Source organism: Pseudomonas sp. G34 (assembly GCF_031119625.1).
Lineage (GTDB): Bacteria > Pseudomonadota > Gammaproteobacteria > Pseudomonadales > Pseudomonadaceae > Aquipseudomonas.
In genome coordinates, this window is record NZ_JAVHZV010000030.1 from 403441 (window position 1) to 416474 (window position 13034).

Sequence of the window (13034 nt, forward strand, 5' to 3'; positions counted from 1 at the left end):
CCCGCCAGCGCTGCTACCTGGAAGCGTCACCCCCTATCCCAAAGGCGCAACCATGCCTGCCACGGCTTGAGGCCGAGAACGCCAGCCTGTAGCCTGCCTGCGTCCGTCTTGCAGCCTGAGGCTGCCCTATCAAGGAGTTCTCCATGAGCAAGAGCGTCATCACCAGCGACAAGGCCCCGGCCGCCATCGGCACCTACTCCCAGGCCATCAAGGCCGGCAATACCGTCTACCTGTCCGGGCAGATCCCGCTGGATCCCAAGACCATGGAACTGGTTGAAGGCTTCGAGGCGCAGACCGTGCAAGTCTTCGAGAACCTCAAGTCGGTGATCGAAGCCGCCGGTGGCTCGTTCAAGGACGTGGTCAAGCTGAACATTTTCCTCACCGACCTTTCCCACTTCGCCACCGTCAACGAAGTCATGGGCCGCTACTTCCAGCAGCCCTACCCGGCACGCGCTGCCATTGGCGTGGCCGCCCTGCCGAAAGGCGCCCAGGTGGAAATGGACGGCATCCTGGTCATCGACTGACCTGCCCCACGCCCGGAGCAACGCCTCCGGGCTCTGCCCTTCAGCGGTTCTGCAGCACCGCGGCATAGCCCTCGCGATAGCTCGGGTACTGCGGCGCCCAGCCCAACGCCCGGGCCCGGGCATTGCTGCAGCGTTTGCTACCGGAGCGGCGCACTGCCGAATCCTCGGACCAATGCTCGACACCGAGCTGCTGACGCAGCCAGCCGACCACCTCATGCAGCGGCGCCGGCTCGTCATCCACACCGATATAGCAGTCATCCAGCGCCTTGCCCGCCAGGTCGGCCTGCAGCAGAAAGGCCAGCAACCCGGCCGCATCATCGACATGAATGCGATTGCCGTATAGCGGTGGCTCGACCGCTACCCGATAGCCCATGCGCACCTGCTTGAGCAGCCACTCACGACCGGGCCCGTAGATGCCGGTCAGGCGCAACACGGTGGCGGGCATAGCACTGTTCCAGGCCAGCTGCTCGGCCTCGCGCATGATCCGCCCGGAGTAACTCTGCGCCTCGGCGGGCGATGTCTCGTCGACCCATTCGCCACCCAGCTGACCATATACACCGCTGCTGGAGACGAAGATCAGTCGCCTCGGGCGCTGCCCACGGGCCTGTAGCCAGCCCAGCACATGGCGCAGCCCCTCGACGTACGCTTGCCGGTACCCCGCCTCGTCATGCTCGGTGGCGGCCGCGCTGTACACCAGATAATCCAGCTCACCCTGGGGCCACTGCTCGGGACAATCCGCCCGGTGCAGATCGCCGGCCACTGGCAAGATACCCGCGGGCAGCTCCGACACGCTGCGGCGCATGCCGTAGGCCTGCCAGCCGGCATCACGCAGACGCACCGCCAGGCGGCCTCCCACATCACCGCAGCCGGCAATCAGCACCCTCGTACCTTTACTCATCCGATCCTCTCTCAGCCTGGCAAGCGCTCAAAAAACGCCTTGCAAAGGTAATGAAGTTACACCAGTACTTTCACGAACAAGAATTACTTGCAATAATGCTTAGCCTTTTTTTCCGCGCGCCCCCAGGGGTCGCGCAGGTTACCTGCCCTCTCATTTAGGTCCGGCAAGCATGAACTCTAACGCCCATAGCGCCAAGCCAACCACCGTCGCCGCTCGGCCGCAACGCCTCGGCGCCTTCCTCGCCCTGCTGCTCAGCCTGACACTGGCGCCAGCCGTGGGCTTCGCTGATCAGTCGGCCCCAGCCCCCGCTCAACCCGCCGCTGCGCAATCGAGCGCCGAACAGCCTGCCGCAGCTCAGCAGCAAGTACCGTCGTTGTCGCCAGAGGCAGCGGCCCAGGTCGATGCCCTCGGCGACAAGCTCGAGGCCCTTGGCCCGCAGGCTACGCCCGAGCAGTTGAACGCGGCACGTCAGCAGTTCTTCAGCGAGAACAACATTGCCCCACAGGATGCGGACAAGCTGAGCCAGGCGCTGGCCGCACAGCAGAGTGCCGACGCTCAGGCGCTGAACAGCGATCCCGCCGCCGAGGCCGAAGCGGTCTTCCACGACCTGTCGCCGTGGGGCATGTACCAGGGCGCCGACGTAGTGGTGAAAAGCGTGATGATCGGCCTCGTGCTGGCGTCGATCCTGACCTGGACCATCTGGATCGCCAAGACCATCGAACTGGTCACCGCGCGCCGCCGCCTGCGCCGCGAGATCGTCGAGCTCAAGGGTGCCCGCACCCTCGCCCAGGCCAGCGACCAGGCCCGCGCCAAGCACAGCTTCAGCGAAATCCTCATCGAGGATGCCCGTGAAGAACTGAAGCTCTCGGCCAGCAGCCGTGAGAAGGAAGGCATCAAGGAGCGCGTCAGCTTCCGCCTCGAGCGCCTGGTCGGCGCCTGCGGCCGCGACATGAGCAAGGGCACCGGGGTGCTCGCCACCATCGGTTCCACCGCGCCCTTCGTCGGCCTGTTCGGCACCGTGTGGGGCATCATGAACAGCTTCATCGGCATCGCCAAAACCCAGACCACCAACCTTGCAGTGGTCGCCCCCGGTATCGCCGAAGCCCTGCTGGCCACCGCGCTGGGCCTGGTTGCGGCGATTCCGGCGGTGATCATCTACAACGCCTTCTCGCGCTCGATCAGCGCCTACAAGGCCCAGGTCGCCGATGCCTCGGCCCAGGTACTGCTACTGGTGAGCCGCGACCTGGACATGCAGCCGCCGGCTCATGACCGCGCCCAGCAACCTCACGTGGTCAAGGTGGGTTAAGACCATGGGGCTTCATCTCAACGAAAACGGCGGCGACGATCTCCAGGAAAACCACGAGATCAACGTCACGCCCTTCATCGACGTCATGCTGGTGCTGCTGATCATCTTCATGGTCGCCGCACCGCTGGCCACCGTCGACGTCAAGATCGACCTGCCCGCGTCCAGCGCCAAACCGGCGCCGCGGCCGGAAAAGCCGATCTACCTGAGCATCAAAGAAGACAACAGGCTGTTTCTGGACAACGACGAGGTACAGCCGGCCATGCTCGGCGCCGCGCTGGACAAGCTGACCCGGAACGACAAGGAAAAGACCATCTTCGTACGGGGTGACAAGGGCGTCGAATATGGCGACCTGATGGAAGTCATGGACACCCTGCGCGGCACCGGTTACCTGAAGATCGGCCTGGTGGGCCTGGAGACGGTCGGCGCGCAATGAAGAAATCCAGCCGCACGCTCTCCTGGGTCGTCAGCCTGGCCGTCGTGGCCGGGCTGCATGTCGGTCTGTTCCTCTGGGCCATGTACTGGCAGCCCCAGGCGATGCCCGTCGAACTGCCACCACCGGCGGCGATGATCGTCGAGCTGGAACCCTTGCCGCCAGCCGCGCCCAAGCCTGCACCGCCGCCACCGCCGGAAGTGGTGCCGGAAGAGCCCGAGCCGCAGCCGAAGATCGCCGAAGCGCCAAAGCCGACGCTGGCGGTGACGCCGCCCAAGCCGAAACCCAAGCCCAAGCCGCCGAAGCCCAAGCCACCCGAGCCCAAGCCCCCGGAGCCCCAGGAACAGCCGCCGGAAGAAGCACCGCCTGCGCCACCGGCCCCGGCCGAAGCCAAGCCGGCTGCACCCCAGCAGGCTCCGGTGAGTGCGCCCAGCAAGGCGGAAAGAACCTGGCAGAGTGAATTGCTGGCCCACCTGGCGAAGTACAAGAAGTACCCCGAAGATGCCCGCCGCCGCGGCCTCGAAGGGGTGAATCGGCTGCGCTTCGTGGTCGACGCTGACGGCAGGGTGCTGTCGTACGAGCTGGTTGGCAAATCCAGCAGCGCGTCGCTGGATCGCGCCACGCTGCAGATGATCCGTCGCGCCCAACCGCTGCCCAAGCCGCCGACGGAAATGCTCAAGAACGGCAGCATCGAGATCGTCGCGCCGTTCATCTACTCGCTGGATCGCGGTCGCGGTCGCTGATCGCGCCCCTCCAGCTGCCCCGGCAACCGCCCGGGGCAGCTGTCTTCCCCTCCCCACAGCCAGTGTGCCGGCTGACATTATTTGAGCAGCGTGAATAGTTGGTTCCATTGAAGACAGCGGCTATGCTTGGCGCCATCTCAATGGATTAAGACTATGACCCTCACCGAACTGCGCTACATCGTGACGCTCGCCCAGGAACAGCACTTCGGCCGTGCCGCGGAGCGCTGCCATGTCAGCCAGCCCACGCTGTCGGTCGGAGTCAAGAAGCTCGAGGACGAACTCGGCGTATTGATCTTCGAGCGCAGCAAGAGCGCCGTGCGCCTGACCCCGGTCGGTGAAGGCATCGTCACCCAGGCGCAAAAGGTGCTGGAACAGGCCCAGGGCATTCGCGAGCTGGCCCAGGCCGGCAAGAACCAGCTGGCGGCACCGTTGAAGATCGGCGCCATCTATACCGTCGGCCCTTATCTGTTCCCTCATCTGATTCCCCAGCTGCACCGCGTGGCCACGCAGATGCCGCTGTATATCGAAGAAAATTTCACCCATGTGCTGCGCGACAAGCTGCGCACCGGTGAGCTGGACGCGATCATCGTCGCCCTGCCCTTCCAGGAAGCCGACGTGCTGACCCTGCCGCTGTACGACGAACCCTTCTACGCGCTGCTGCCGGCCGACCACCCCTGGACGGCCATGCAGACCATCGACACCAAGCTGCTCAACGACAAGAGCCTGCTGCTGCTCGGCGAAGGCCACTGCTTCCGCGACCAGGTGCTGGAAGCCTGCCCGACGCTGCGCAAGGGCGAGGAACACGCCAAGCACACCACCGTGGAATCCAGTTCGCTGGAAACCATTCGCCACATGGTCGCCTCCGGCCTGGGCGTATCGATCCTGCCGTTCTCGGCGGTCGACAGCCATCACTACGCGCCCGGTGTTATCGAAGTTCGCCCGCTCAGCCCGCCGGCGCCGTTCCGCACCGTGGCCATCGCCTGGCGCGCCAGCTTCCCGCGCCCCAAGGCCATCGAAGTGCTGGCCGACTCCATCCGTCTGTGCTCGGTCGCCAAGCCACTGCCGCGTAACGCCTGAGGATCGCCATGAGCGAGCTGTCGACGGTTTCCGTTACCGACCTCAAGGGGGTCGGCGCGGCCCTGGCGGAAAAGCTCGCCAAGGTCGGCCTGGAAACCCTGCAGGACATCCTGTTCCACCTGCCCCTGCGCTATCAGGATCGCACCCGTATCGTGCCCATCGGCGCGCTGCGGCCCGGCCAGGATGCGGTGGTCGAGGGCACCGTTTCCGGCGCTGACGTGGTGATGGGCAAGCGCCGCAGCCTGCTGGTGCGCCTGAGCGACGGCAGCGGCACGCTGAGCCTGCGTTTCTACCATTTCAGCAATGCCCAGAAAGAGGGCCTCAAGCGCGGTACCCAGGTGCGCTGCTACGGGGAGATCCGCCCGGGCTCGTCCGGCCTGGAAATCTATCATCCCGAATACCGCGCGCTGACCGGCGACGAACCGCCAGCGGTGGAACAGACCCTCACGCCGATCTACCCGACCACCGAGGGGCTGACCCAGCAGCGCCTGCGCCAACTCAGTGAACAGGCACTGGCGCGCCTCGGCCCCCACAGCCTGCCGGACTGGTTGCCCCGCGAACTGGCCAAGGAGTACGGGCTGGCGCCGCTGGACCAGGCGATTCGCTACCTGCATCGCCCGCCACCGGATGCCGACCTCGAAGAGCTCGCCGAGGGTCGCCACTGGGCCCAGCACCGGCTGGCCTTCGAGGAACTGCTCACCCACCAGCTGTCCATGCAGCGCCTGCGCGAAAGCGCGCGCGCCCAGCAGGCGCCTGCGCTGCCGGTGGCGCAGAAGCTGCCGCAGCAGTTTCTCGACAACCTCGGTTTCGAGCCCACCGGCGCCCAGCGGCGGGTCGGCGCGGAGATCGCCTACGACCTGAGCCAGCACGAGCCGATGCTGCGCCTGGTGCAGGGCGACGTCGGCGCCGGCAAGACGGTGGTGGCCGCCTTCGCGGCGCTGCAGGCCATCGAGGCCGGCTACCAGGTGGCGCTGATGGCGCCCACCGAAATTCTCGCCGAGCAGCACTTCATCAACTTCACCCGCTGGCTGCAGCCCCTGGGCCTGGAAACCGCCTGGCTGGCCGGCAAGCTCAAGGGCAAGGCGCGGGTGGCCGCCCTGGAACAGATCGCCGCCGGTGCGCCGATGGTGGTCGGCACCCACGCGCTGTTCCAGGATGAGGTGCGCTTTCGCAACCTGGCCCTGGCAATCATCGACGAGCAGCATCGCTTTGGCGTGCAGCAGCGCCTGGCCCTGCGCCAGAAGGGCGTGGGCGGCCGACTCAGCCCACACCAGCTGATCATGACCGCCACGCCCATCCCGCGCACCCTGGCGATGAGCGCCTACGCCGACCTGGACACCTCGATCCTCGATGAACTGCCGCCCGGGCGCACGCCGGTGAACACCGTGCTGGTGGCCGACAGCCGCCGCTTCGAAGTGGTCGAGCGGGTGCGTTCGGCCTGCAACGAAGGCCGCCAGGCCTACTGGGTCTGCACGTTGATCGAGGAATCCGAGGAGCTGACCTGCCAGGCGGCGCAGACCACCTATGAAGACCTTGCCGCCGCGCTGGTCGGCCAGCAGGTCGGGCTGATCCACGGGCGCATGAAGCCGGCCGAAAAGGCCGCGGTGATGGATCAGTTCAAACAGGGCCACCTGCAATTGCTGGTGGCCACCACGGTGATCGAGGTGGGCGTCGACGTGCCCAATGCCAGCCTGATGATCATCGAGAACCCCGAACGCCTCGGTCTGGCCCAGTTGCACCAGCTGCGTGGCCGGGTCGGGCGTGGCAGCGCGGCCAGCCACTGCGTGCTGCTCTACCACCCGCCGCTGTCGCAGATCGGCCGCGAGCGGCTGGGCATCATGCGCGAAACCTGTGACGGCTTCATCATCGCGGAGAAGGATCTGGAATTGCGCGGGCCTGGAGAAATGCTCGGCACTCGACAAACCGGCCTGTTGCAGTTCAAGGTAGCTGATCTGATGCGTGACGCCGACCTGCTGCCGGCGGTACGTGATGCCGCACAGGCCCTGCAGGAGCAATGGCCGCAGCATGTCAGCCCGCTGCTGGAGCGCTGGCTGCGCCACGGGCAACAATATGGGCAAGTGTGAGCGAGACACAGGTAGGTGGTCGACTCGAACGGTTACCGCCTCCGCTTGCTGGTTATACTTGGGATGTTGCGCTCCCCTTGAAGACGGAATACGTCATGACTGAACTAGCCATCGCCGACACCTCCCCCCTACCGCCCCATGTAATCCGTCAGCTGCTGGAGAAACTCGGTGTGACTTATCAGGCTCGCCACGACCAACCCGGCATACCGGCTGCCCAACGCGTGCAGACCGTGCTGCTCGAGGACGCCGTGGGCGCCCTGCTGGTGCTGTTCCCGCAGAATCAGCTGCTCGACCTCAACCGGTTGGCCGAGCTGACCGGCCGCAAGCTGACGGCCGTCAAACCCGAGCGCCTGGCCCGCATGCTGGGCAAACATGACCTGGCCATGCTGCCGGGCATTCCCGCCCTGACCAGCTCCCCCTGCCTGTACGACGAACGCCTGCTCGAGGTGCCGACGCTGTACATCCAGTCCGGCCAGCCTGGGGTGTTGCTGGAGCTGAGTAGCGAAGCCTTCAAGGGCCTGCTGGGCAAGGCCAGCGCGGCGCGTTTCGGCGAACCGGCGAGCAAGGTACGCCCCAACTTCAGCCGCCCCGAGGATGATCGCCAGGAGATCAGCCAGGCGGTGCAGGCTTTCACTGCCCGACGCATCCAGCAGCGCCTGGAAGAAACCATCGAGATTCCACCGCTGGCCGAAACGGCGCAGAAGATCATCAAGCTGCGGGTCGACCCGAATGCCACGGTCGACGACATCACCGGCGTGGTGGAGACCGACCCGGCACTGGCCGCCCAGGTGGTCAGCTGGGCCGCCTCACCCTATTACGCGGCGCCGGGCAAGATCCGCTCGGTCGAAGACGCCATCGTGCGTGTGCTGGGCTTCGACCTGGTGGTCAACCTGGCGCTCGGCCTCGCCCTGGGCAAGACCCTCAGCCTGCCCAAGGACCAGCCTCAGCAAGCCACGCCCTATTGGCAGCAGGCGATCTACACCGCCGCCGTCATCGAGGGCCTGACCCGCGCCATGCCGCGAGCGCAGCGCCCGGAAGTCGGCCTGACCTACCTGGCCGGCCTGTTGCACAATTTCGGCAACCTGGTGCTGGCCCACGTCTTCCCGCCACACTTTTCGCTGATCTGCCGACACCTGGAGGTCAACCCGCACCTGCCGCACAGCTATATCGAGCAGCATCTGCTGGGTATCAGTCGCGAGCAGATCGGTTCCTGGCTGATGCGCTACTGGGACATGCCCGAGGAACTGGCGGTCGCCCTGCGCTTCCAGCATGACCCCAGCTACAGCGGCAACCACGCCACCTACCCGAACCTGGTCTACCTGGCGGTCAGCCTGCTGCACAACCGTGGTATCGGTAACGGCCCCGAGCGCGAGATTCCGGCAAGCCTGCTGGACAACCTGGGTATTACCCGGGAAAAAGCCGAGGAAGCATTGAACAAGGTGCTGGCCGCCGAAGTCGCCCTGCGTGACCTGGCCACCCAGTTCGGCTCACCGCAGTGAGCCACCGCCGTGGCCCGCAACGGCACGCGGGCCACAGTCTTTAGCTCAGGCCGCCTTGTTGGCGGCCTTGGGCTTCCTGGGCCGCAGGTACTTGGTCAGGCCCTGGAACCAGATGACCAGGGCCGGGTTGCCCTGAATCTGGATGTCCTTGTTCTGGATACCTTGCATGAACGCCAGCTGCTTGTTCGGCGCGGTCAGCGTGGCATAACCGTAGGCACCATCCTTGAAGCCGATGGCGAAGGCCGGCTCGCTGGCGGTGCCACGACGGCTGGTGATGCGCTGGTTGTCGACGATGAAATGACGGGCGACCTTGCCGTCCAGGGTGTGCAACTGGAACACCAGGTCACGGCCTTCGAGCTGCTGGCGGAACGCCGGATTGTCACGGCTGGCCTTGGCCATCAGCCGGCCCAGCATCCACAGAAGAAAACGAAATTTCATGGCATGGCCTGTTCGCGCAAGTGAGAGAGGCATGCATTGTAGCGACCTGCCCGAAGCCTGACAGCCGGGCGTGCTGGCGGGTGGTGAAGGTCTGCTGAGATTTCAGCACCGCGGCGCACTGGTTGTCCGGGCGGAAATCTCAGCAGACCCGCAGACTCAGTTGATCGAGTCCTTGAGGGCCTTGCCCGGCTTGAAGGCAACGGTGTTGCTGGCCTTGATCTTCACCGGTTGTCCGGTCTGCGGGTTCTTGCCGGTACGGGCACCACGATGGCGCTGCACGAAGGTACCGAAGCCGACCAGCGTGACGCTGTCCTTGCGGTTCAGTGCCCCGGTGATTTCCTCGAGAACGGCGTTGAGTACACGATTGGCCTGATCTTTGGTCAGATCAGCTTTTTCCGCGATAGCGGCGGCGAGTTCCGGTTTACGCATGATTGCCTCATTTACGGTTTGTTGTTGTTGTGTTCCGCGCCCTGGCGTCAACGCGCGCCGACAGCTCTACGCTGCGGCCAGGCATAGGGTCTGTTGCCGTTTCAACGCGAGCCGCGTTGCTGCGTGAAATGGCAACAGACCCGACGGAGAATGGCATGCTCTGGGGGCCTTCGCCAGCCCTGCACAGGGCTAAATCGGCCATTTTTGTCGAGCAGGCGACAGATCGCCTACGCCAGCAGGGCCGGCAGCTGGCGGTTGAGCGCCAGGCGCTCCTGCACCGCCGAACCGGTCAGTGCGTAGCCCAGCAGGGCACCAGCGGCATCGTGGCACAGCGCGCGGATATCGGCGCCACTGCCTTCGACCGTCCACTGCCCTTCGCGGCCGCGCGGCGGCGGCGACACCACCAGCGGGCAGGCCGGGGTCTTCACGGTAACCGGCATGGCGCCATAGGCCACCTCGCTCGGCGTGCCGGCCAGGGTCTTCGCCAACGCCCGGGCACAGGCCATCAGCGGCATCACATAAAGCAGGTTGAGGCCGTCGACCTCGGCGCAATCGCCCAGGGCGTAGATATGCGCATGGGAGGTGCGCAGCAGGCGGTCGACCACCACCCCACGGTTCACCGCCAGACCGGCTGCCGCCGCGAGCTCGGTACGCGGGCGCAGGCCGACGGCCGAGATCACCGCATCGCAGGCAATGGTCTGGCCATCCGACAGGTGCGCCGCCAGCCCGCCGCCTTCAGCAGGCTGCAGACGGCTCAGCACCGGCCCCAGGTGCATGCGCACGCCCAGCGCTTCGAGGCCGCCCTGCACGGCGGCTGCGGCCTCGGCCGGCAGCAGAGCGGGCATCAATTGCTCACAGGGCGCCACCAGGTCGACTTCGTAGCCGCCCAGTGACAGGTCATTGGCAAACTCGCAACCAATCAGCCCGGCACCGAGAATCAGCACCTTGCGCTTGCCCTCGACGGCCTGGCGAAACCGCCCATAGCCTTGCAGATCGTTGACCGTGAACAGCTGGTCAGCCGCGTCGCCCTCGACCGGCACGCTCAAGACCTCGGCGCCCCAGGCCAGCACCAGGTCGCGATAGGCCACGGCCTCTTCGCCGATCCACAGGCGGCGGTTGCCCGGGTCGACACCGGTGACCCGGGTATGGGTCCACACCTGGGCAGCGAGCTGTTCGGCCATGGCGCCCGGCTCGGCCATGCACAGGCCATCGGCATCCTTGTTCTTGCCGAAGCCGGTGGACAGCATCGGCTTGGAATACGAGCGCCCATCGTCGGCGGTGATCAGCAGCAAGGGTGTCTCGCTGTCCAGCTTGCGAAACTCGCGGGCCAGGTTATAGCCGGCCAGGCCGGTACCGATGATGACGACGGGATCGCTCATTGCTCGTTCCTTTCCTCAAGCGTTGGTTGAAGCTTCGCGAGCCAACAGAGGGCAGGCGAAAAGCGCTGCGCGTCGCGGGCGACTTCAGCCAGGTAAATGCGCACCACTCGCTTCGCTCGCCCCTTCGCGGGCCGTACTGACGTGCGTTAGCCGCAAAGGGCTTGCCGAACCGGCATTCAGTGCGGCAAGCCTGGCGCGGGTTTTCAGTTGATTTCGATCATCTCGAAATCCATCTTGCCGACACCGCAGTCCGGGCACAGCCAATCCTCGGGCACATCTTCCCAGCGGGTGCCGGGCACGATGCCGTCGTCAGGCCAGCCCTCGCGCTCGTCATAGATCAGTCCGCAGACCACACATTGCCACTTCTTCATATCGCCCTCGGGTGAACCTCACGGTGCCGGCACGCTACCGCAATTGCACGGATGCGCCAAGCCGGCCAGCGGCAAACGCCGCCAGCCGGTGGGCTCGACCTAGACGGCCGCTGCGGCGTCAACGGCTGGCCATCAGCGGATCGCTCAGCGCCATGCCATACATCGCCAGCAGCGCGATGCCGCCGGCCATGATCAGGTAGTAGAGTGTCGGCAGCAGGGTCTTGCGCAGGGTGATGCCCTCGCGCCCGAGCAGGCCGACGGTGGCCGAGGCCGCCACCACGTTGTGAATGGCGATCATGTTGCCCGCCGCCGCCCCCACCGACTGCACCGCCACCATCATCGCCCCGGACACGCCGAGCAACTGCGCGGCGTTGAGCTGGAACTGCGAGAGCATCAGGTTGGAGACGGTGTTGGAGCCGGCGATGAAGGCCCCCAGCGCGCCCACCGCCGGGGCGAAGAAGGGGTAGATGCTACCCACGCTGTCGGCCACCAGTTGCGCCATGGCCACCGGCATGGACACCAGCTCGCTGCCGTTGACCCCCGAGTTGATCAGGATACGCACCATGGGAATGGTGAAGATCAGCACGAAGCCGGCACCCAGCAGGGTCTTGCTCGACTCGCCTACCGCCGCCTTGAGTTCGGAGAAGCGCATGCGGTGCAGGAAGAAGGTCACCAATACCACCATGCACAGGATGCCGCCGGGCAGGTACAGCGGTTCGATGGTGCCGGACACGCCGGCCTCGCCGAGAATGTTGCTCCAGCCGAAGCTCATGCTCATCAGCGCCGCTTTCAGCTCGGGGAAGCTGCGCGAGATCACCAGGAACACCGCCAGCAGCAGGTAGGGCGCCCAGGCCATGGGCACCGAGATCGGCGCCTTGCCGGCCACCTCGTCGAGCTTCATCTCGATCTTGCCCATCCACTCGGCCGGCCAGTCTTTGGCATCGGCGAAGTCCCAGGTGTCCTTGGGCAGTAGGAAGCCGGCCTTGGCCGCCGGCACCACGATGGCCAGGCCGACCAGGGCGCCGATCATCGAGGGGAATTCCGGGCCGAGGAACACCCCGGCGGCCATGTACGGCAGGGAGAAGGCGAAGGCGGTGAAGATGGCGAACGGCGCGATGGCCAGGCCTTCCTTCCAGCTCTGATTCTTGCCGAAGAAGCGCGTCATGATCATCACCATGATCAGCGGCATCAGCAGGCCGATCAGGCCGTGGGTGATGGCCACCCGCGAATAGATCAGGTGGAAGAAGGTGTCCCAGCTGCTGCCACTGGCCACCAGTTGCGCGCTGATGCCGGTCTTGTCCAGGCCGGCGCCGACGCCCACCAGGATCGGCGTGCCCACCGCACCGAAGGACACCGGCGTGGACTGCACCATCATTCCCAGCACCACCGCGGCCAGCGCCGGGAAGCCGAGGGCCACCAGCAACGGCGCGGCCACCGCGGCCGGGGTGCCGAAACCGGAAGCACCCTCGATGAAGCAGCCGAACAGCCAGGCGACGATCAGCGCCTGCACGCGGCGATCCGGGCTGATGTTGGAGAAGCCCCGGCGAATCGCCGCGATGCCCCCGGAGTGCTTGAGGGTATTGAGCAGCAGGATGGCGCCGAAGATGATCCACAGGATCGCGGCCGTGAGAATCAGCCCCTGCAGGCTGGAGGCGATGACCCGGTTGAGGGACATGTCCCAGGCCAGCAGGCCGATCAGGGCGGTGAGGACGAACACCAGCGGCATCGCGTACTTGGCCGGCCAGCGAAAGCCGATCAGCAGCACACCCGCCAGCACCAGCGGCACGAAGGCCAGGATGGACAGCAGCGTTTGACTCATGGGTTGGTTCCTTCTTGTTGTTGTGAACCACGGTTTC

At 65.8% G+C, this 13034-nt stretch carries 13 protein-coding genes; 7 read left to right on the forward strand and 6 right to left on the reverse strand.

The window, feature by feature from the left end; translation table 11 throughout:
* The first annotated feature begins 143 nt into the window (after positions 1–143).
* Positions 144–524, forward strand: a complete 381-nt coding sequence (locus QYS36_RS23420; protein WP_111461377.1) for a RidA family protein — start codon at positions 144–146, stop codon at positions 522–524.
* 40 nt (positions 525–564) lie between these two features.
* On the opposite strand, the gene QYS36_RS23425 is transcribed toward QYS36_RS23420, so the two are convergent.
* Positions 565–1422: an SDR family oxidoreductase gene (locus tag QYS36_RS23425; protein WP_308841750.1), complete on the reverse strand. Its 858-nt coding sequence runs from the start codon at positions 1420–1422 to the stop codon at positions 565–567.
* Between the two features lie 622 nt (positions 1423–2044).
* Here QYS36_RS23425 and exbB point away from each other — a divergent pair.
* The 6 genes from exbB to QYS36_RS23455 all read left to right on the forward strand — a co-directional run bounded on the left by exbB (position 2045) and on the right by QYS36_RS23455 (position 8561).
* A complete protein-coding gene (gene exbB, locus QYS36_RS24115; protein ID WP_374990499.1) occupies positions 2045–2728 on the forward strand; it encodes a tonB-system energizer ExbB in 684 nt (227 codons plus the stop codon).
* A 4-nt stretch (positions 2729–2732) separates the two neighbouring features.
* Entirely contained in the window at positions 2733–3161 is a 429-nt protein-coding gene (exbD, locus tag QYS36_RS23435) for a TonB system transport protein ExbD (protein WP_308841752.1), read from the forward strand.
* Complete coding sequence (locus tag QYS36_RS23440; RefSeq protein ID WP_308841753.1) at positions 3158–3901, forward strand: energy transducer TonB; 744 nt, start codon at positions 3158–3160, stop codon at positions 3899–3901. The genes exbD and QYS36_RS23440 overlap by 4 nt, the downstream gene beginning before the upstream one ends.
* A gap of 153 nt (positions 3902–4054) precedes the next feature.
* On the forward strand, positions 4055–4978 hold the full coding sequence (locus QYS36_RS23445; RefSeq protein ID WP_075928452.1) for a hydrogen peroxide-inducible genes activator: 924 nt from the start codon (positions 4055–4057) through the stop codon (positions 4976–4978).
* 8 nt (positions 4979–4986) lie between these two features.
* Positions 4987–7062, forward strand: coding sequence for an ATP-dependent DNA helicase RecG (gene recG / locus QYS36_RS23450; RefSeq protein ID WP_308841754.1), 2076 nt, complete (start codon positions 4987–4989; stop codon positions 7060–7062).
* A 95-nt stretch (positions 7063–7157) separates the two neighbouring features.
* Entirely contained in the window at positions 7158–8561 is a 1404-nt protein-coding gene (locus QYS36_RS23455; protein ID WP_308841755.1) for an HDOD domain-containing protein, read from the forward strand.
* Between the two features lie 45 nt (positions 8562–8606).
* Here QYS36_RS23455 and QYS36_RS23460 read toward each other — a convergent pair whose 3' ends face one another.
* The 5 genes from QYS36_RS23460 to QYS36_RS23480 form a co-directional block, all read right to left on the reverse strand.
* Positions 8607–8999 carry a helicase gene (locus QYS36_RS23460; protein ID WP_308841756.1) on the reverse strand — a complete coding sequence of 131 codons (393 nt, stop codon included), beginning with the start codon at positions 8997–8999 and terminating at the stop codon, positions 8607–8609.
* Positions 9000–9155: 156 nt separating this feature from the next.
* Positions 9156–9428 carry an HU family DNA-binding protein gene (locus QYS36_RS23465; RefSeq protein WP_013789407.1) on the reverse strand — a complete coding sequence of 91 codons (273 nt, stop codon included), beginning with the start codon at positions 9426–9428 and terminating at the stop codon, positions 9156–9158.
* Between the two features lie 227 nt (positions 9429–9655).
* Positions 9656–10807 (reverse strand): FAD-dependent oxidoreductase, encoded by a 1152-nt coding sequence (locus QYS36_RS23470; protein ID WP_308841757.1) that lies wholly within the window; start codon positions 10805–10807, stop codon positions 9656–9658.
* A 203-nt stretch (positions 10808–11010) separates the two neighbouring features.
* A complete protein-coding gene (locus tag QYS36_RS23475) occupies positions 11011–11178 on the reverse strand; it encodes a rubredoxin (RefSeq protein ID WP_070885836.1) in 168 nt (55 codons plus the stop codon).
* 118 nt (positions 11179–11296) lie between these two features.
* Entirely contained in the window at positions 11297–12997 is a 1701-nt protein-coding gene (locus tag QYS36_RS23480) for an L-lactate permease (protein WP_308841758.1), read from the reverse strand.
* Positions 12998–13034 lie beyond the last annotated feature (37 nt).

Bases quoted from the DNA above. Each gene is read 5' to 3' on its own strand.
- QYS36_RS23420 (WP_111461377.1), top strand. From the start codon at position 144: ATGAGCAAGAGCGTCATCACCAGCGACAAGGCCCCGGCCGCCATCGGC.
- QYS36_RS23425 (WP_308841750.1), bottom strand. From the start codon at position 1,422: ATGAGTAAAGGTACGAGGGTGCTGATTGCCGGCTGCGGTGATGTGGGA.
- exbB (WP_374990499.1), top strand. From the start codon at position 2,045: ATGTACCAGGGCGCCGACGTAGTGGTGAAAAGCGTGATGATCGGCCTC.
- exbD (WP_308841752.1), top strand. From the start codon at position 2,733: ATGGGGCTTCATCTCAACGAAAACGGCGGCGACGATCTCCAGGAAAAC.
- QYS36_RS23440 (WP_308841753.1), top strand. From the start codon at position 3,158: ATGAAGAAATCCAGCCGCACGCTCTCCTGGGTCGTCAGCCTGGCCGTC.
- QYS36_RS23445 (WP_075928452.1), top strand. From the start codon at position 4,055: ATGACCCTCACCGAACTGCGCTACATCGTGACGCTCGCCCAGGAACAG.
- recG (WP_308841754.1), top strand. From the start codon at position 4,987: ATGAGCGAGCTGTCGACGGTTTCCGTTACCGACCTCAAGGGGGTCGGC.
- QYS36_RS23455 (WP_308841755.1), top strand. From the start codon at position 7,158: ATGACTGAACTAGCCATCGCCGACACCTCCCCCCTACCGCCCCATGTA.
- QYS36_RS23460 (WP_308841756.1), bottom strand. From the start codon at position 8,999: ATGAAATTTCGTTTTCTTCTGTGGATGCTGGGCCGGCTGATGGCCAAG.
- QYS36_RS23465 (WP_013789407.1), bottom strand. From the start codon at position 9,428: ATGCGTAAACCGGAACTCGCCGCCGCTATCGCGGAAAAAGCTGATCTG.
- QYS36_RS23470 (WP_308841757.1), bottom strand. From the start codon at position 10,807: ATGAGCGATCCCGTCGTCATCATCGGTACCGGCCTGGCCGGCTATAAC.
- QYS36_RS23475 (WP_070885836.1), bottom strand. From the start codon at position 11,178: ATGAAGAAGTGGCAATGTGTGGTCTGCGGACTGATCTATGACGAGCGC.
- QYS36_RS23480 (WP_308841758.1), bottom strand. From the start codon at position 12,997: ATGAGTCAAACGCTGCTGTCCATCCTGGCCTTCGTGCCGCTGGTGCTG.